Source organism: Pseudomonas sp. Pseusp16 (assembly GCF_047324915.1).
GTDB lineage: Bacteria > Pseudomonadota > Gammaproteobacteria > Pseudomonadales > Pseudomonadaceae > Aquipseudomonas > Aquipseudomonas fluorescens_CD.
The window spans coordinates 1,161,531-1,178,635 of record NZ_CP168522.1; the positions used below are offsets into that span (position 1 = coordinate 1,161,531).

General features: G+C 59.8%; 14 protein-coding genes. 7 read left to right on the top strand and 7 right to left on the bottom strand.

The window, feature by feature from the left end:
• Window positions 1-578 precede the first annotated feature (578 nt).
• Window positions 579-5,471 (top strand): NAD-glutamate dehydrogenase, encoded by a 4,893-nt coding sequence (locus ACEN8Q_RS05120; protein ID WP_413704646.1) that lies wholly within the window; start codon window positions 579-581, stop codon window positions 5,469-5,471.
• Window positions 5,472-5,569: 98 nt separating this feature from the next.
• Here ACEN8Q_RS05120 and ACEN8Q_RS05125 read toward each other — a convergent pair whose 3' ends face one another.
• From ACEN8Q_RS05125 to ACEN8Q_RS05140, 4 genes are all read right to left on the bottom strand, one after another.
• On the bottom strand, window positions 5,570-6,280 hold the full coding sequence (locus ACEN8Q_RS05125; RefSeq protein ID WP_413428372.1) for an ATPase: 711 nt from the start codon (window positions 6,278-6,280) through the stop codon (window positions 5,570-5,572).
• Window positions 6,281-6,509: 229 nt separating this feature from the next.
• The gene (locus ACEN8Q_RS05130) at window positions 6,510-6,920 is read right to left on the bottom strand and encodes a cupin domain-containing protein (protein WP_413428371.1); all 411 of its coding nucleotides are present in this window, start codon (window positions 6,918-6,920) and stop codon (window positions 6,510-6,512) included.
• Between the two features lie 330 nt (window positions 6,921-7,250).
• Window positions 7,251-7,544, bottom strand: a complete 294-nt coding sequence (locus ACEN8Q_RS05135) for a putative quinol monooxygenase (protein ID WP_413424132.1) — start codon at window positions 7,542-7,544, stop codon at window positions 7,251-7,253.
• Window positions 7,545-7,667: 123 nt separating this feature from the next.
• Window positions 7,668-9,101 (bottom strand): PLP-dependent aminotransferase family protein, encoded by a 1,434-nt coding sequence (locus ACEN8Q_RS05140; protein WP_413424130.1) that lies wholly within the window; start codon window positions 9,099-9,101, stop codon window positions 7,668-7,670.
• 203 nt (window positions 9,102-9,304) lie between these two features.
• Here ACEN8Q_RS05140 and ACEN8Q_RS05145 point away from each other — a divergent pair, with 203 nt between their 5' ends.
• The 4 genes from ACEN8Q_RS05145 (at window position 9,305) to ACEN8Q_RS05160 (ending at window position 12,020) form a co-directional block, all read left to right on the top strand.
• Entirely contained in the window at window positions 9,305-9,745 is a 441-nt protein-coding gene (locus tag ACEN8Q_RS05145; protein WP_008020051.1) for a carboxymuconolactone decarboxylase family protein, read from the top strand.
• A 73-nt stretch (window positions 9,746-9,818) separates the two neighbouring features.
• Window positions 9,819-10,799 carry a LysR substrate-binding domain-containing protein gene (locus ACEN8Q_RS05150; protein WP_413704647.1) on the top strand — a complete coding sequence of 327 codons (981 nt, stop codon included), beginning with the start codon at window positions 9,819-9,821 and terminating at the stop codon, window positions 10,797-10,799.
• Window positions 10,800-10,883: 84 nt separating this feature from the next.
• Window positions 10,884-11,405 carry a GNAT family N-acetyltransferase gene (locus ACEN8Q_RS05155; protein WP_413424126.1) on the top strand — a complete coding sequence of 174 codons (522 nt, stop codon included), beginning with the start codon at window positions 10,884-10,886 and terminating at the stop codon, window positions 11,403-11,405.
• A 120-nt stretch (window positions 11,406-11,525) separates the two neighbouring features.
• Window positions 11,526-12,020 carry a hypothetical protein gene (locus ACEN8Q_RS05160; protein ID WP_413704648.1) on the top strand — a complete coding sequence of 165 codons (495 nt, stop codon included), beginning with the start codon at window positions 11,526-11,528 and terminating at the stop codon, window positions 12,018-12,020.
• 21 nt (window positions 12,021-12,041) lie between these two features.
• On the opposite strand, the gene ACEN8Q_RS05165 is transcribed toward ACEN8Q_RS05160, so the two are convergent.
• The gene (locus tag ACEN8Q_RS05165; RefSeq protein ID WP_413424122.1) at window positions 12,042-12,263 is read right to left on the bottom strand and encodes a cbb3-type cytochrome c oxidase subunit 3; all 222 of its coding nucleotides are present in this window, start codon (window positions 12,261-12,263) and stop codon (window positions 12,042-12,044) included.
• Window positions 12,263-13,690 carry a cytochrome-c oxidase, cbb3-type subunit I gene (gene ccoN, locus ACEN8Q_RS05170; RefSeq protein ID WP_413424120.1) on the bottom strand — a complete coding sequence of 476 codons (1,428 nt, stop codon included), beginning with the start codon at window positions 13,688-13,690 and terminating at the stop codon, window positions 12,263-12,265. The genes ACEN8Q_RS05165 and ccoN overlap by 1 nt, the downstream gene beginning before the upstream one ends.
• Before the next feature lie 341 nt (window positions 13,691-14,031).
• Between ccoN and ACEN8Q_RS05175 the strand changes: the two genes are divergently transcribed.
• Window positions 14,032-15,705 carry a nitrite/sulfite reductase gene (locus ACEN8Q_RS05175; RefSeq protein ID WP_413424118.1) on the top strand — a complete coding sequence of 558 codons (1,674 nt, stop codon included), beginning with the start codon at window positions 14,032-14,034 and terminating at the stop codon, window positions 15,703-15,705.
• Window positions 15,702-16,184, top strand: coding sequence for a DUF934 domain-containing protein (locus ACEN8Q_RS05180; RefSeq protein ID WP_413424116.1), 483 nt, complete (start codon window positions 15,702-15,704; stop codon window positions 16,182-16,184). Before ACEN8Q_RS05175 ends, ACEN8Q_RS05180 begins: the two co-directional genes overlap by 4 nt.
• A 49-nt stretch (window positions 16,185-16,233) precedes the next feature.
• Here the strand turns inward: ACEN8Q_RS05180 and ACEN8Q_RS05185 are convergent, their stop codons facing one another.
• Complete coding sequence (locus tag ACEN8Q_RS05185; protein WP_413424114.1) at window positions 16,234-16,734, bottom strand: hypothetical protein; 501 nt, start codon at window positions 16,732-16,734, stop codon at window positions 16,234-16,236.
• Between the last annotated feature and the right edge of the window lie 371 nt (window positions 16,735-17,105).

A 17,105-nucleotide genomic window follows, 5' to 3' on the forward strand; every position in this document is an offset into this window, starting at 1 on the left:
GTACATAAGGAAAAGTAACCCCGACTCCCGGTTTTGATCGACCCATCACTCTGCTTGCCGAAGGCCGTATTGCTGCTCATGCGCGATCTGGCCAGGCCCATCGAAAACGCCTCGAGGCTCAGCGCCTCCATTTCTCGCGAATGCCTGCTCGACGAGTGACGGGCATCTGTCGTGAACAAAGGAAGTGTTGTCGGTCATTTCTGGTACTGACGTACCGCAAAACCGGACGGAAACCCGTCATTTTCCTGTGCGGATGCTAGTGTTGTTCGATGCGCATGCCTTGAGCTGCGTGCCGATGACCGAATATGTCGCAGCACCGCAAGCATGGGCCTTGCCGCACTCGTTAAGCTGCGCAACGGATGAGCACCCGTAAAGACATTGCGCTGCACGCAGCCCAGTCGTTTTTGCAGATGCCCATTCACGGAAGGTGAATGTGACCTGAGTGTCTCGTCCAGCTTCACCCACCTGTCGCCCTGTTTCCTCTGCCCGAGAATCAGGAACAGGGTGACGGGTAGCCCCGAAAAGGGGTTTTGCACGCGACGCTTTCATCAATAACAAGCCCAAGCGGAGTACCACAGATGGCGTTCTTCACCGCAGCCAGCAAAGCCGACTTCCAGCACCAACTGCAAGCGGCACTGGCGCAGCACATCAGTGAACAGGCACTGCCACAAGTGGCGCTGTTCGCTGAACAATTCTTCGGCATCATTTCCCTTGACGAGCTGACCCAGCGTCGGTTGTCCGACCTTGCTGGCTGCACCCTTTCTGCATGGCGCCTGCTTGAGCGCTTCGATCACGCGCAACCGCAAGTGCGCGTCTTCAACCCCGATTACGAGCGCCACGGCTGGCAGTCGACCCACACGGCGGTCGAAGTGCTGCACCACGACCTGCCATTCCTGGTGGACTCGGTGCGTACCGAGCTCAATCGCCGCGGCTACAGCATCCATACCCTGCAAACCACCGTGCTCAGCGTGCGTCGTGGCAGCAAGGGCGAGCTGTTGGAAATCCTGCCGAAGGGCACCCAGGGCGACGATATTCAGCAAGAGTCGCTGATGTACCTGGAAATCGACCGCTGCGCCAACACCGCCGAGCTCAATGTCCTGAGCAAAGAGCTGGAGCAGGTGCTCGGTGAAGTGCGCGTTGCCGTCGGCGATTTCGAGCCGATGAAGGCCAAGGTCCAGGACATCCTGACCAAGCTGGACAACAGCCAGTTCGCCGTCGATGCCGACGAGAAGAGCGAAATCAAGAGTTTCCTGGAATGGCTGGTGGGTAACCACTTCACCTTCCTCGGCTACGAAGAGTTCGTGGTCAGCGACGAAGCCGATGGCGGCCACATCGTCTACGACAAGGATTCCTTCCTTGGCCTGACCAAACTGCTGCGTGCCGGCCTGACCTACGATGACCTGCGCATCGAAGACTACGCCGTGAACTACCTGCGCGAACCGACCCTGTTGTCGTTCGCCAAGGCCGCGCACCCAAGCCGTGTACACCGTCCGGCTTACCCGGATTACGTGTCGATCCGCGAAATCGATGCCAACGGCGAGGTCATCAAGGAATGCCGTTTCATGGGCCTGTACACCTCGTCGGTGTATGGCGAGAGCGTGCGGGTGATCCCGTACATCCGCCGCAAGGTCGAGGAAATCGAACGCCGTTCCGGCTTCCAGGCCAAGGCTCACCTGGGCAAGGAACTGGCGCAGGTACTCGAAGTGCTGCCGCGCGACGATCTGTTCCAGACCCCGGTGGACGAGCTGTTCAGCACCGTGATGTCGATCGTGCAGATCCAGGAACGCAACAAGATTCGCGTGTTCCTGCGCAAAGACCCGTACGGCCGTTTCTGCTACTGCCTGGCCTACGTGCCGCGTGACATCTATTCCACCGAAGTGCGGCAGAAGATCCAGCAAGTACTGATGGATCGCCTGAAAGCGACCGATTGCGAGTTCTGGACCTTCTTCTCCGAGTCCGTGCTGGCCCGCGTGCAGTTGATCCTGCGAGTCGACCCGAAAAACCGCCTCGACATCGACCCGCTGCTGCTGGAAAAGGAAGTGGTGCAGGCCTGCCGCAGCTGGCAGGACGATTACGCCGCCCTGACCATCGAAAGCTTCGGCGAAGCCCACGGCACCAACGTGCTGGCCGACTTCCCGAAAGGCTTCCCGGCCGGTTATCGCGAACGTTTCGCAGCCCACTCGGCTGTGGTCGACATGCAGCACCTGCTGAGCCTGAACGAAAAAAATCCGCTGGTGATGAGCTTCTACCAGCCGCTGGGCCAGGTTTCCGGCCAGCGCATGCTGCACTGCAAGCTGTATCACGCCGATACCCCGCTGGCGTTGTCCGACGTCCTGCCGATCCTGGAAAACCTTGGCCTGCGCGTGCTGGGTGAGTTCCCGTATCGCCTGCGTCACAACAGTGGCCGCGAGTTCTGGATTCACGACTTCGCGTTCACCGCCGCCGAGGGCCTGGAACTCGACATCCAGCAGCTCAACGACACGCTGCAGGACGCATTTGTCCACATCGTGCGTGGCGAAGCCGAGAACGACGGGTTCAACCGTCTGGTACTGACCGCCGGCCTGCCATGGCGCGACGTGGCGCTGCTGCGCGCCTACGCCCGCTACATGAAGCAGATTCGCCTGGGCTTCGACCTGGGCTACATCGCCAGCACCCTGAACAACCACACCGACATCGCCCGCGAGCTGACGCGGTTGTTCAAGACCCGCTTCTACCTGGCGCGCAAACTGTCCGGCGATGATCTGGAAGACAAGCAGCAACGCCTGGAGCAAGCGATTCACAGCGCCCTGGACGACGTTCAGGTACTGAACGAAGACCGCATCCTGCGTCGCTACCTGGACCTGATCAAGGCCACCCTGCGCACCAACTTCTACCAGACCGATGCCAACGGCCATAACAAGTCGTACTTCAGCTTCAAGTTCAACCCGCACTTGATTCCCGAGCTGCCGAAGCCGGTACCGAAGTTCGAAATCTTCGTGTACTCGCCGCGCGTCGAAGGCGTGCACCTGCGCTTCGGCAACGTTGCTCGTGGCGGCCTGCGCTGGTCCGACCGTGAAGAAGACTTCCGTACCGAAGTCCTGGGCCTGGTAAAAGCCCAGCAAGTGAAGAACTCGGTCATCGTGCCGGTGGGCGCGAAGGGCGGCTTCCTGCCGCGTCGCCTGCCACTGGGCGGCAGCCGTGACGAGATCGCGGCCGAGGGCATCGCCTGCTACCGCATCTTCATCTCGGGCCTGCTGGACATCACCGACAACCTGAAAGACGGCGCCCTGGTGCCGCCGGCCAACGTCGTGCGTCATGACGACGATGACCCGTACCTGGTAGTGGCCGCGGACAAAGGCACTGCGACCTTCTCCGACATCGCCAACGGCATCGCCATCGACTACGGCTTCTGGCTGGGTGATGCGTTCGCGTCCGGCGGTTCGGCCGGTTACGACCACAAGAAAATGGGCATCACCGCCAAAGGCGCGTGGGTCGGCGTACAGCGCCACTTCCGCGAGCGCGGCATCAATGTCCAGGAAGACAGCATCACCGTGGTCGGTGTCGGCGACATGGCCGGTGACGTGTTCGGTAACGGCTTGCTGATGTCCGACAAGCTGCAACTGGTCGCGGCGTTCAACCACCTGCACATTTTCATCGACCCGAATCCGGATCCGGCATCGAGCTTCGCCGAGCGTCAGCGCATGTTCGACCTGCCGCGTTCGGCCTGGTCTGACTACGACACCAGCATCATGTCCGAAGGCGGCGGCATCTTCTCGCGCAGCGCGAAGAGCATCGCGATTTCCCCGCAGATGCAAGAGCGCTTCGACATCGAGGCCGACAAGCTGACCCCGACCGAACTGCTGAACGCCTTGCTCAAGGCGCCGGTGGATCTGCTGTGGAACGGCGGTATCGGTACTTACGTCAAAGCCAGCAGCGAAAGCCACGCCGATGTCGGCGACAAGGCCAACGATGCACTGCGCGTGAACGGCAACGAACTGCGCTGCAAAGTGGTGGGCGAGGGCGGTAACCTCGGCATGACCCAACTGGGTCGTGTGGAGTTCGGCCTCAATGGCGGCGGTTCCAACACCGACTTCATCGACAACGCCGGTGGCGTGGACTGCTCCGACCACGAAGTGAACATCAAGATCCTGCTCAACGAAGTGGTTCAGGCCGGCGACATGACCGCCAAGCAGCGCAACGAGTTGCTGGCGAGCATGACCGACGAAGTCGGTGGCCTGGTGTTGGGCAACAACTACAAGCAGACTCAGGCCCTGTCCCTGGCAGCCCGTCGTGCCCTGCCGCGGATTGCCGAATACAAGCGCCTGATGAACGACCTGGAAGGTCGTGGCAAGCTGGATCGTGCCATCGAGTTCCTGCCGGCTGAAGATGCGATCAACGAGCGTATCGCTGAAGGCCATGGCCTGACCCGTCCCGAGCTGTCGGTGCTGATCTCGTACAGCAAGATCGACCTCAAGGAGCAGTTGCTGGGCTCCCTGGTGCCGGACGACGACTACCTGACCCGCGACATGGAGACCGCTTTCCCGCCGACCCTGGTGAGCAAGTTCTCCGCGGCGATGCGTCGTCACCGCCTGAAGCGCGAAATCGTCAGCACCCAGATCGCCAACGATCTGGTCAACCATATGGGCATCACCTTCGTTCAACGACTCAAAGAGTCGACCGGCATGAGCCCGGCGAACGTGGCTGGCGCTTATGTGATCGTGCGTGACATTTTCCACCTCCCGCACTGGTTCCGTCAGATTGAAAACCTGGACTACAAGGTTTCCGCCGACGTGCAACTGGAGCTGATGGACGAGCTGATGCGCCTGGGCCGTCGCGCCACGCGCTGGTTCCTGCGTGCCCGTCGCAACGAGCAGAACGCTGCCCGTGACGTCGCGCACTTCGGTCCGCATCTGGCGGCGTTGGGCCTCAAGCTCGACGAATTGCTCAGTGGCGAGATCCGCGAAACCTGGCAGACCCGTTATCAGGCGTACGTCGAAGCCGGTGTGCCGGAGTTGCTGGCGCGCATGGTGGCTGGCACCACGCACCTGTATACGCTGCTGCCGATCATCGAGGCGTCCGACGTGACCGGCCAGGATCCTGCCGACGTGGCCAAGGCGTACTTCGCCGTGGGCAGTGCGCTGGACATCACCTGGTACCTGCAACAGATCAGTGCCCTGCCGGTTGAAAACAACTGGCAGGCCCTGGCCCGTGAAGCGTTCCGTGATGACGTCGACTGGCAGCAACGTGCGATCACCATCTCGGTACTGCAACAGGGTAACGGCACCCTGGACGTCGAAACACGCCTGGAGCTGTGGATGGCGCAGCACGAAGGCATGATCGAGCGCTGGCGTGCCATGCTGGTGGAAATCCGTGCCGCCAGCGGCACCGACTACGCCATGTACGCGGTGGCCAACCGCGAACTGCTGGACCTGGCGTTGAGCGGTCAAGCGGTGGTGCCTGCCGCCGTCGCCGCCGAGCTGGAACCGGCTTGATCAGGCGTTGAATGAAAAAACCCCGCATCGAGAGATGCGGGGTTTTTTTTTGATTTTCTGCTGTCGGGTCGAGCCTGCTCGCGATGGGGCAATCGATATCAATACGTTTTTTTGCCTGATGGACTATTAATCATCGATACATTACTTGTCGGGCTGGTCAATAAATTACTGAGCGATTGATCAAACTTCTGTAGCGCCCTTACTTGCACATTCTGCTGTTCGTTAATGTCTGCAACGATCTCTTCGCTACGTTTAAAGTCCGCCCACACCGGGCTGAGCGCCCGGGCGTCATGCCCTTGTGCGGTACCGATGTAATTGAAGTGGTTGTCATAAAAGTCCGCACTGACATCAGCCTTGATGTCTGAACTGCGCGATGTGATCAATTGGCTGCGGCTGTCGACGATCGCGACCACATCCGGCCTGGCTGCCTTGAGGCTTTGCATGTCCGGATACACCGTGACCGAGCCGAACTGGCGTTGCAACGAGGCCTTGACCCAGTCCACCGCCAGATCGGGCCTGGAAGTGGCGACGTAGGCATCGTGAATCGGCTGAACCAGCAGGCTCTGGCCGAAACCGGTGCCGGCGTTGGCCTGATAATCTTGCAGGTAAGCACGGTTCGCCTGGGTGTTTTGGCTGTAGACAATGCCCAGTGAGACATGGCTGCCGTTGGGAACACTCGTAGCACTGCTGCGGCCAACCGGCTCGGTGAAGAGGCCATTCAATGAGGAGACGGATGAAGGCGCGGTGGGAATCGAGCAACCGGTTATCAAGACAGTCATCGTCAAGGTACTGGCAAGTGCAAGTTTCATGGTGTTTCTCCAGTGAAACAACTTGAGTTTGAAATTGAAGTTGCCGGTGCTGTGCCGGCGGTGACTCAAGACTAAACCCTGGATGGTTTATTTAAATAGCCAATATCCGAACTTGTCCGGAGGCCAATAGTTTTGTTTGGTTTAAAATTGTTCGGTTAATTGCATCGGGAAATAAAAAGGCCCGATTCAATGATTCGGGCCTTTTTATTTATGGACATACGTTCAGCCATCAGTTTTCCAATGGGATCAGCACTTGCTCGTCCGGCGACAGCACCATGAACACCAACAACCTGGCAGGTTTGGTGGCGCTGGCGTTTTTCGAAACCAGGTGCTCCGAGCCGGCAGGCTCGTACCAATACTGACCTGCCTTGTAGGTGACCGCTTTTTCACCTTTTACCTGGGACGTGATTGCACCTGAAAGAACGTAGGCCATGGCTGTGCCCTCGTGCTTGTGAGCGATGGACGACTGGCCGGGCTTGTAGTCGACTTCGATCATCAAGGCTTTTTTGCCCGGGACGTTTTTCAACATCTGGTCCTGCAGCACCGTGACCTTTTCCGAAGGGTCGTGGGCAAATGCCGAAGCGGAAGCGGTCAGGGTCAGGGCAACAAGGGAAGCGGCACAGAAGCGTAAAACGTTCATGTTCATTACCTGCGTTGGATGAGTTGTCAGGGACAAATCTAGTCCGCAGCGGGTGACAAACAAACAGCCAATATTCGGGAAGGCCAGGGGACCAATGCAGGAGCGAGCTCGCTCGCGATAGACGCGAAAACGCCGCGTGCAGCCAGCAAGCACGCGTTATCGTTGACGACCATCGCGAGCGGACTCGCTCCTGCAGAGGGAAGGGGCAATCAGGTGGGAACCCTGTAGGAGCGAGCTTGCTCGCGATGTATTCAGAAACGCCGCGTTTCATCAGCAAGCACGCGTTATCGTTGACGACCATCGCGAGCGAGCTCGCTCCTACAGGGGGGCTTAGCGGATCGGAAAGCTGTTGAAGTCGACGGCGTTGGCCAATTGGCAATCGATCAAATCGATGAAGCCTTGAGCCTGGGGACTGTTGAAATGCGATCGCATGGCCTCTTCCGACTGCCAGTGGGCGCTGACTGTCCAGCGATTGCTGTCCTCGGGGCAGCGGTCGACCATATAGGATTCGCACCCTGGTAGTTCGCGCAGGTTTTCGACGATCTTTTGCAATTGCTTGCCCAGTTCGTCCGAGCGGCCGGCGACGGCCTGCACCTCTACGGTATTGATCGCTTTGTTGAACATTGCTCACACTCCTGAATCAGGCCGGACGTATCCTGCTCATTGAGGGATAACGCCTATGCAGGATAGGCCTGCCCCCCGGGACCACCAATAGCCAATCGCCGGATAAAGCCGCAGTCCAATCTGTCAGGCAACTTGTTGCAAAATATCCCGCAAACGATCCAGGGCGATGTCGATGTCCAGGGTTTCAATGGCGCCGAAACCGAGGAAAAACCCGGCCTGCGGGGCTTGCTGATAGAAAAAGCTGTCGATGGCATAGAGCCCGACTTCGACTTTTTTCGCCAGTTCGATCACCAATGGAATATCCATCGGCACTCTGCACATCACCACCATGTGAAAGCCGGCCATGGTCGGTACCGCTTCAAGCCACGGCGATAGATCACCGGCCATGCGTGCCAGGATTCGTTCGCGTCGCCCGGCGTAAATCGTGTGGCAGCGCCGGATGTGCTTGAGCAGGCAGCCTTCGGCGATGAACTTGGCCAGCGCCCATTGGGGCAGGGTGGAGGTGTGCAGGTCAGTGAGCTGCTTGGCGCGCACCACCGCATCGAGAATGGCCGGCGGCAGGATCGCGTAGCCCAGCCGCAGTTCCGGCAACAGGGTTTTCGAGAAGGTCCCGACGTAGGCGACAATCCCGCGCTCATCCATGCTTTGCAGCGAGTCCGTCGGACGCCCTTCGTAGCGGAATTCGCTGTCGTAGTCGTCCTCGATGATGATCGCGCCCAGTTCATGGGCCCTGGCCAGCAGCGCAACACGGCGCTCCTGGCTCATCGGCATGCCCAGCGGGAACTGGTGGGAAGGGGTGACGTAAATCAGCCGTGTCCCAAGGGGGATCCTGTCCACCTGGATGCCCTCGGCGTCCACTGGCACTCCGATCACCGTAGCGCCGTGGGTACCGAACAGCAGGCGTGCCGGCGGATAACCGGGATCTTCCATGGCGACGATGCTGCCCGGGCGAGTCAGCACCCGGGAAATCAGGTCCAGGGCCTGCTGCGCGCCGTTGCACACCACCACGTCTTCGTCCTGGCAGTTGACCCCGCGAGAGAACGCGATATGCCGGGCGATGGCATTGCGCAGGGCCGGCAAACCCTCCGGCAGGCTGTAGAAGCCCTTGGACGCGGCGATCTGGCGCAAGGCGTGGGAAGTGCAACGCCGCCAGTCGTCCTGGGGAAACTGGCCCTTGCTGGTGGCGCCGCCGATAAAGTCGTAGCGCAGCGAGCCTTCCAGTGTCGGGTGACGCAGAAACACCGGCAGATTGCGCCAGGATTCGATCACCTCGTAACCGGCCAGCTCCGAAGGGTTCTGCTTGCGCTCGACTTTCGACACCCGCGCGTTGACGTAGGTGCCTTTGCCAATCACCCCGGTGAGAAAGTTTTCGTAGGTGAGCTGGGCGTAGGTATCGGAAATGGTCTTGCGCGAAATGCCCAGCTGTTCGGCCAGCAAGCGGCTCGGTGGAAGTTGCGTCCCTGCTGCCAGACGACCGGATTCAATGGCGCTGCGCAGTTGGTTATACAACTGGCCCGCCAGATCCTTGCGGCCGTTGATGACAACATGTAGTTCCATACCGGCAAGGCTCCTTGGGTGAACGAGGCAAAGACTGTGCGCCAGATTACGCGCATGAGCCGCCACGCAGAAGTTGCGTGGCGCAAAAACCGCCAATTGGCGTGCTTTTCGCTGGTCCACGGATTTTTCGCCGAATTGGATCTGTAACGTTGCTGTGCCAACCCCTACCTTGGACAAACCTGTCCGATCCATGAGGCCGCTCCATGACCCCCCGTCTGGATTACTACAGCGCTTCCCCCAAAGCGATGAAAGCCATGATCGCCATGGAGGCCCTGACCAGCAGTTTGAGCATCGAACCGGCGCTGCTGCACCTGATCAAGATTCGTGCTTCGCAGCTCAACGGCTGTGCGTTCTGCACCGACATGCACTCGGTGGATGCAAGGCGCCTGGGCGAGAGCGACCGGCGTCTTTATTCCATTGTGGTCTGGCGCGACAGCAATTTTTTCAATCCGCGGGAAAGAGCCGCGCTGGCCTGGACCGAGGCGGTCACCTTGCTCTCCGAAAGCCATGTGCCGGACGATGTCTACGCCCAGGCCCGGGAGCAGTTCAATGAAAGCGAAATGGTCGACTTGACCATCGCCGTCACCACCATCAACAGCTGGAATCGCCTGGCGGTGAGCTTTCGCCAGACACCCAGCGCCTGAGTCCTTGTCACAGCAGGTTCATGAACGATCCGCAGGATAGAGCTGTCAGTGTCAGATCGACAGGGAGTCTTCGATGTCATTCATGGAAATCAGCGCCCACCAGGGGGCTGTCGAGTATCGCGTAGCCATCGATAAAAAACCGTCCTGGCGTCAGTTGGCAGCGGCTATCGACCCTGAACTGGCGCAGTGTTTCATCGTCAGCGTCCGTTGCGGTTGCTTCATGCAGGCCGCCCGCAGTCTCAACTTCAAGGCCACCCGCCTGCGCAGGCAACTGGTGCAGCTGGAGACGCAGCTCCAGTGCTCGCTGTTCAATCATTCAGACAATGGTTTGAGCCTCAGTCGCGATGGCTTGCGCCTGCACGCACAATTGATCGCCCTGGCCCATGAGCGCAATTTGCCGGTGATCGAACAGCCGTTGATTCGGCTGGCCGTGGCGGATTCGATCCTGCATGACATTCTCGGACGTGACCTGGTGGCAATGCTGCGGCGCAATGCCAGCGTGCGGCTGGACATCATCACGCTCGACAGTGAATTGTCATTGCAAGCGGTCAGCGCCGACGTGGTGGTGTGGCTGGGCGAGACCGGATCGCCGTTACCGGGGCCGAGCCTTGCCACCACTGAACCACGACTGCTGGCGCGACTGGATTACCTGCCGCACATTGCCAAGCGTTACTCGCGGGTCGCTTCCAGGCCGGATTGCCTGGATGACCTGGCCGATTTTCTCCTGGTGCAATGGCGACAGGACTGCCAGGTTGAAAGCTTCCGGCCGTGGAATGCGCTGGTCGATCAGCGCCTGGCCGGAGCGGTGCAGTTGCAATCCTACGAATTGATGCTGGAGATGGTCCGTTGCAGTGCCTGCATCGGGCTGCTGCCGCACTACATGAGCCACTTCGACCGCGGGCTGATTGCCTTGCCGGGCCTGTTTGACCAGCCGATGCAGCGCCAGGTGTGGATGGCGGTCAACGTCCATTCCGAGCACGACGCGCAGGTACGGATGCTCGTCGAGTTGATTGAAAACACCTTCAGCGAGCGCCGGGAGTGGTTCGAAAGCTGAGCACGATCCCACATTGGTTCTCGCCACACCCGAAGGTAGCGTTATAGAGTGAACGGCCATGTCTGCTTCAAGGATGATCCACCCATGCCAGCCACTGAACCCGTCATCACCCTCGAGCGCTACAACGAGTCCCACATCGAAGGCATCACGGCGCTGTACAACGACCCGCAGATCGCCCGGCAGACCCTGCAAATGCCGTTTCAGTCCACCGAACTCTGGCGCAGTCGCCTGGCGCTGGATAACGAGCGCCTGGTGAAACTGGTGGCCCTGCATCAAGGCACGGTCATCGGCAACATCGGCCTGGAGCAGTTCTCACGCATTCGTCGCAGCCATGCCGGCAGTTTCGGCATGGGCGTTGCGGTGGCGTGGCAGGGCAAGGGCGTGGGCTCGAAGCTGCTCGCGACGGCGCTGGATATCGCCGACAACTGGATGAACCTGCAGCGCATCGAGCTTTCGGTGTATGCCGACAACGAAGCGGCCATAGCGCTGTATCGCAAGTTCGGCTTCGAAACCGAGGGCCTGTTCCGTGATTACGCCGTTCGCGACGGCGTATTGGTGGACACCTTGAGCATGGCGCGCCTGCGTCGCCCGCCCAAGGCCGGTTGAGTCATTCGCCCAGGGCGAACGCCACCGCCGACGTACCTCCCGGCTGTTAGTCGCACACCTGCATCACACATCTGCCATGCTCAATGTCCGTAGCACCGCTGCAATCAAAGGAACACCGCAATGGATGACGTACAGCAACTGGGCGAAATGCTTCGCCACTATGCAGAAAGCGAAGCGCACAAGAAGCAAGTGTTCGAGTCGCAGTCGGCCGAATGGGCGACGCGCATTGGTGACCTGTTCGATCAGATCCAGCAGTGGCTGGAGCCGGTGCAGGCCCCCAACCTGCTGGAGGTGAGCCGCGAAGCCTATGTCGCCTCGGGCCCGAGCATTCCTGTCGAGACATCGACATTCAAGACCGAGAAGCTGTCCATTGTGATTGTTGGCAAGCCGGTGGAGTTCGTGCCGGATGTGATGGGGGCCGGCGGACAGATCTCGGTGGCCGTGATGGGCTTTACGGCTGCGCGCTACGGCAGTGTTTCGCTGGTGTGCCTGCCACCGTCCAACGCCTGGCAATGGCGCAAGACCAACGGTTTGAAGGATCCGGACATCTTTGTCTTCGATGGGGATTTTTTGGCGCAGCAGTTGCAGAGCCTGATTCCTCGGGAGCGCGGATAACCAGCATTGATGGGTAGTGCATCAGATATCGAGGTTGCCCCAGCCTGATTTCAGCTCCGGCGGGGCAACCGCTTTCACTGTCTTCCCTGTCGCCAACTCCACCCGCCGTGCCACCTGCGGGTCATCGGCAAACGGAATCAGGCTCGCCTCTTCAAGACTCTCGGCGGTCTGGTGCTTCAAGCAGTATTCGACCGCCAGCCATAGACTCACCACTCCCAGTACATTCAGCGCAAGCTCGATCATCAGGCTATCTGCGCCTCGCGCTGTGCCATTTTCAGGTCCGACACCCACACCGTGCGCCACACGTTGTACGCCATCAGCAACATGCCGCCGAGGAAGAACAGACCGCCGATGAAGCGCACCAGGAAGCCAGGATGGCTGGCCTGGAGGGCTTCGACGAAGGAGTAAGTCAGCGTGCCATCGTCGTTGATCGCCCGCCACATCAGGCCTTGGGTGATGCCGTTGACCCACATCGAGGCGATGTACAGCACCGTGCCGATGGTCGCCAGCCAAAAGTGCAGGTTGATCAGCGGCGTGCTGTGCATCTGCGTGCGTCCGAAGACTTTTGGCACCATGTGGTAGGTCGCGCCGAAGGTGATCATCGCCACCCAGCCGAGGGCGCCGGCGTGTACGTGGCCGATGGTCCAGTCGGTGTAGTGGGAGAGGGCGTTGACCGTCTTGATGGCCATCATCGGCCCTTCGAAGGTCGACATGCCGTAGAACGCCAGGGATAGCACGAGAAAGCGCAGGATCGGGTCGGTGCGCAGCTTATGCCAGGCGCCCGAGAGCGTCATCATGCCGTTGATCATCCCGCCCCAGCTCGGCGCCAGCAGGATCAGCGACATGGCCATGCCCAGCGACTGCGCCCAGTCCGGCAGTGCGGTGTAGTGCAAGTGGTGCGGGCCGGCCCAGATGTACAGGGTGATCAGTGCCCAGAAATGCACGATGGACAAGCGATAGGAGTACACCGGCCGCCCGACCTGCTTGGGCACGAAGTAGTACATCATCCCCAGGAAACCGGTGGTCAGGAAAAAACCCACCGCATTGTGGCCGTACCACCACTGGACCATGGCGTCGGTGGCCCCGGAATACACCGGATAGGACTTGAACCAGTCCACCGGGATCGCCAGGTGATTGACCACGTGCAGCATGGCGATGACCACGATGAATGCACCGAAGAACCAGTTGCCGACGTAGATGTGTTTAGTCTTGCGTTGCACCACGGTAGTGAAGAACACCACGGCGTATGCAACCCAGACCACGGTCATCCACACCGCGCCGGTGAATTCGATTTCGGCGTATTCCTTGGTGGTGGTGTAGCCCAGCGGCAGGCTGATCAGCATCACCACTATCACCGATTGCCAACCCCAGAAGGTGAACGCGGCGAGCTTGTCGGAGAACAGCCGCACCTGACAGGTGCGCTGTACCGCGTAGTAACTGGCGGCAAATTGCGCGCTGCCGGCAAAACCGAAAATCACCAGGCTGGTGTGCAACGGGCGTAACCGGCCGAAGGTGGTCCACGGCAGGTCAAGATTCATCTGCGGCCACACCAGTTGCGAGGCGATCCATACACCCATCGCCATCCCCACGACGCCCCAGAAGACAGTCGCCACGACGAACTGGCGCACGACCTTGTAGTTATAGGCCTGACTGATAGTAGTTGTGCTCATGCTCAATGCTTCCACGGTTGCAATGCCGTGCACTGTAAAAACCGTGGCGTAAACAAAACAGGCTCAGGAAAAATTGATTTATACAGATCAGATAAAAAGTGGCCATAGTCCTGCTGGTTTTACCCTGATATGGTTTTTTCACAGTCAGCTGAATCTGTAATGCGGATTGGCACCGGTCCATAGTCACTACCTCAAAACGAACCCCCCTGTAGGAGCGAGCTCGCTCGCGATGGTCGTGAACGATAACGCGCGAAGCCTGACACCCCGTGGCGCCCTCAGGCTCATCGCGAGCAGAGCTCGCTCCTACAGGGTTCTGTGCCTAATCCTGATGAGGTAGCCAGATGTATCAGTACGACGACTATGACCGGGCGCTGGTGTCCGAGCGGGTTGCACAGTTTCGCGATCAGGTCGAGCGTTTCATGGCCGGTGAGCTGAGCGAGGAAGAATTCCTGCCGTTGCGCTTGCAAAACGGTCTGTATATGCAGAAACACGCCTATATGCTGCGGGTGGCCATTCCCTACGGCACGCTGAGTGTCCGGCAGATGCGCACGCTGGCGAGCATCGCCCGGGATTACGATCGCGGCTACGGGCACTTCACCACCCGCCAGAACATGCAGTTCAACTGGATCGAACTGGCCCAGGTGCCAGACATCCTTGAGCGCCTGGCCCAGGTGGAAATGCACGCGATCCAGACTTCTGGCAACTGCGTACGCAACATCACCACCGAAGCCTTTGCCGGGGTCGCCGCCGACGAGATGATCGACCCGCGCCCCTTGGCGGAGATCCTGCGGCAGTGGTCGACCATCAACCCGGAGTTCCTGTTCCTGCCCCGCAAGTTCAAGATCGCCATCTGCTCGGCCGAACAGGACCGTGCGGCGATCATGATGCATGACATCGGCCTGTATCTTTATCCCGGCGACAACGGGCAAATGCTCCTGCGGGTGATCGTCGGCGGCGGTCTGGGGCGCACGCCGATCCTCGGCCTGCAGATCCGCGAAGGTTTGCCATGGCAACATTTGTTGTCCTACGTCGAAGCGGTGCTGCGCGTCTACAACCGCCATGGTCGACGTGACAACAAGTACAAGGCGCGGATCAAGATTCTGGTCAAGGCCCTGGGCATCGAAGCGTTCGCCCGGGAGGTGGAGGAGGAGTGGCAGTATCTCAAGGACGGCCCGGCGCAACTGACCGACGCCGAATACGAGCGGGTGGCCAGTGCATTCGTCGCCCCGGAGTATCGCGAGCTGGCGAGCATCCATCTGGACTTCGGCACGCATCTGGCCGAGAACCCGGCGTTCGCCCGCTGGGTGCTGCGTAACGTGCAGCCGCACAAAGTACCGGGTTATGCCAGCGTCGTGCTGTCGACCAAGCCCGGCGTCGCTGCGCCACCGGGCGATGTGACGGACACGCAGATGGAGGCGGTTGCCGAATGGTCCGAGCGCTTTGGTTTCGGCGAAATCCGCATTGCCCATGAGCAGAACATCGTCCTGCCGGACGTGCCCAAGGCCGAGCTGTTCGCGTTATGGCGCCTGGCCTGTGAACACAATCTGGGCAGCGCCAACATCGGTTTGCTGACCGACATCATCGCCTGCCCCGGTGGCGATTTCTGTGCGCTGGCCAATGCCAAGTCGATCCCCATCGCCCAGGCCATTCAGGCCCGTTTCGAAGACCTCGACTACCTGCATGACCTGGGTGACATCAGCCTCAACATTTCCGGCTGCATGAATGCCTGCGGTCATCACCACATCGGCAACATCGGCATCCTGGGCGTCGATAAAAACGGCAGCGAGTGGTACCAGATCACCCTTGGTGGCGCCCAGGGCAAGCATAGTGCGCTGGGCAAGGTTATTGGCCCGTCCTTCAGCGCCGCGCAAGTGCCCGAGGTGATCGAGCGCATTGTCGACACCTTCGTGCGCTATCGCGAGAGCGAGGAAGTATTGGTCGACACGTTGCAGCGTATCGGCCTGGAGCCGTTCAAGGAGGCGGTTTATCCGCAAGCGGTGGAGGTTTTGGCGTGAACAATCTGTTGCGGCTGGAAAAAGGTGAGGCGCGCATCGATGCGGATGACCCGTGGATGCTGGTTCGGGATCTGGCACCGCCATCGCCAGTGGGCAAGGCGATCCTGCCGCTGGCCCGCTGGCTGGAAAGTCCACAGCGAAATGCGGTGTGGCTGGGGCCGGACGACGAGGTGGAAATCCTCAAGCCCTGGTTTGATCAATTGCCACTGATTGCCCTGGATTTTCCGAGCTTTCGCGACGGGCGCGGTTACAGCCAGGCGTATCTGCTGCGCACACGACTGGGCTGGACCGGTGAGTTGCGCGCCATCGGCGATGTCTTGCGCGATCAACTCAGCCACATGCGCCAATGCGGTTTCGACAGCTTTGCCGTGCGTGAAGACAAATCCGCAGAAGATGCATTGAAGGGACTGGCGGGGATGAGCGTGCTGTACGGGCGTTCGGTGATTGAGCCGCGGCCGTTGTTTCGGCGGCGCGGCTAGATCATCCGGAAAAGGGCGCATCCCGAACGGCGGAATGCGCCGGGTGCTGTCAGTTGATGCGAACCAGCGTCGCGCGCTGGGTAGGCGACAGCTGATCGATTTCCAGCAGTGTCAGGTTTTTTGGAGCTTCGCCGGCCAACGGACTGCCGAGGTTACCCGCGGCATTTTCGGGAAGTTTGTACATTGCGCCGGTCATTGGATCGACTACCAGCATGCCGATCAACCCGCCAATCAGGAGGTTGCCCCAGTACCAGCCGCTCATGCTGGTATCCAGAGTGGTACTGGTATCGGCATAACCCTCTTTCTTGAAGGTGATGGTGTAGGCCTCACCCTTGAAGTAGCCACGACCGGAAGGCAGTGTCACGGTGTTGGGCGTGGAGCCGTTATGTACGACGACACCGGCTTTGTTGGTAATGGTGAAGTTGGCGCCGCTAGGCGTACTCGATACGTTCACCGGGTATTTGCTGTCACCGACGATGCTTGCACAGCCCGAAGTCAGGAGTGCTGTGGTCAGGGCTGTAATGGTGAACAGCTTGCGAAGAGCTTCCATGGTAGATCCTTGAGACCGGTCTTTGCCGTCATTGGCCGAGGCGTGCTTCATGTCGCCTCGAAATGTAATGGGGGGAGGTTTTTCAAGCGACGCGAACCTTATCACTGATGGCGTTGTGATATCACTAAAAATCTAAACATTGCGGTTGGCCGGTTGTTCTTTCAACAGCCGTTCCAGTTCTGCGCACGCCTCGTCACGTGTTCCACAGCTTGAACTGCTCGGTGACCTTATCGCTGGCCTTGCCCTGGTGGCAGGTCAGGCAGACCGGGAGGGGATTGCTGCTGTAATAAAAAACCCGCCATCTGCGCAAGCATGAACGGCGGGTTTTGCAGGATTCAGGGTGAAGTCTCAATCCCCGGCGTGGATTCGCC

Bases quoted from the DNA above. Each gene is read 5' to 3' on its own strand.
- ACEN8Q_RS05120 (WP_413704646.1), top strand. From the start codon at position 579: ATGGCGTTCTTCACCGCAGCCAGCAAAGCCGACTTCCAGCACCAACTG.
- ACEN8Q_RS05125 (WP_413428372.1), bottom strand. From the start codon at position 6,280: ATGAAACTTGCACTTGCCAGTACCTTGACGATGACTGTCTTGATAACC.
- ACEN8Q_RS05130 (WP_413428371.1), bottom strand. From the start codon at position 6,920: ATGAACGTTTTACGCTTCTGTGCCGCTTCCCTTGTTGCCCTGACCCTG.
- ACEN8Q_RS05135 (WP_413424132.1), bottom strand. From the start codon at position 7,544: ATGTTCAACAAAGCGATCAATACCGTAGAGGTGCAGGCCGTCGCCGGC.
- ACEN8Q_RS05140 (WP_413424130.1), bottom strand. From the start codon at position 9,101: ATGGAACTACATGTTGTCATCAACGGCCGCAAGGATCTGGCGGGCCAG.
- ACEN8Q_RS05145 (WP_008020051.1), top strand. From the start codon at position 9,305: ATGACCCCCCGTCTGGATTACTACAGCGCTTCCCCCAAAGCGATGAAA.
- ACEN8Q_RS05150 (WP_413704647.1), top strand. From the start codon at position 9,819: ATGTCATTCATGGAAATCAGCGCCCACCAGGGGGCTGTCGAGTATCGC.
- ACEN8Q_RS05155 (WP_413424126.1), top strand. From the start codon at position 10,884: ATGCCAGCCACTGAACCCGTCATCACCCTCGAGCGCTACAACGAGTCC.
- ACEN8Q_RS05160 (WP_413704648.1), top strand. From the start codon at position 11,526: ATGGATGACGTACAGCAACTGGGCGAAATGCTTCGCCACTATGCAGAA.
- ACEN8Q_RS05165 (WP_413424122.1), bottom strand. From the start codon at position 12,263: ATGATCGAGCTTGCGCTGAATGTACTGGGAGTGGTGAGTCTATGGCTG.
- ccoN (WP_413424120.1), bottom strand. From the start codon at position 13,690: ATGAGCACAACTACTATCAGTCAGGCCTATAACTACAAGGTCGTGCGC.
- ACEN8Q_RS05175 (WP_413424118.1), top strand. From the start codon at position 14,032: ATGTATCAGTACGACGACTATGACCGGGCGCTGGTGTCCGAGCGGGTT.
- ACEN8Q_RS05185 (WP_413424114.1), bottom strand. From the start codon at position 16,734: ATGGAAGCTCTTCGCAAGCTGTTCACCATTACAGCCCTGACCACAGCA.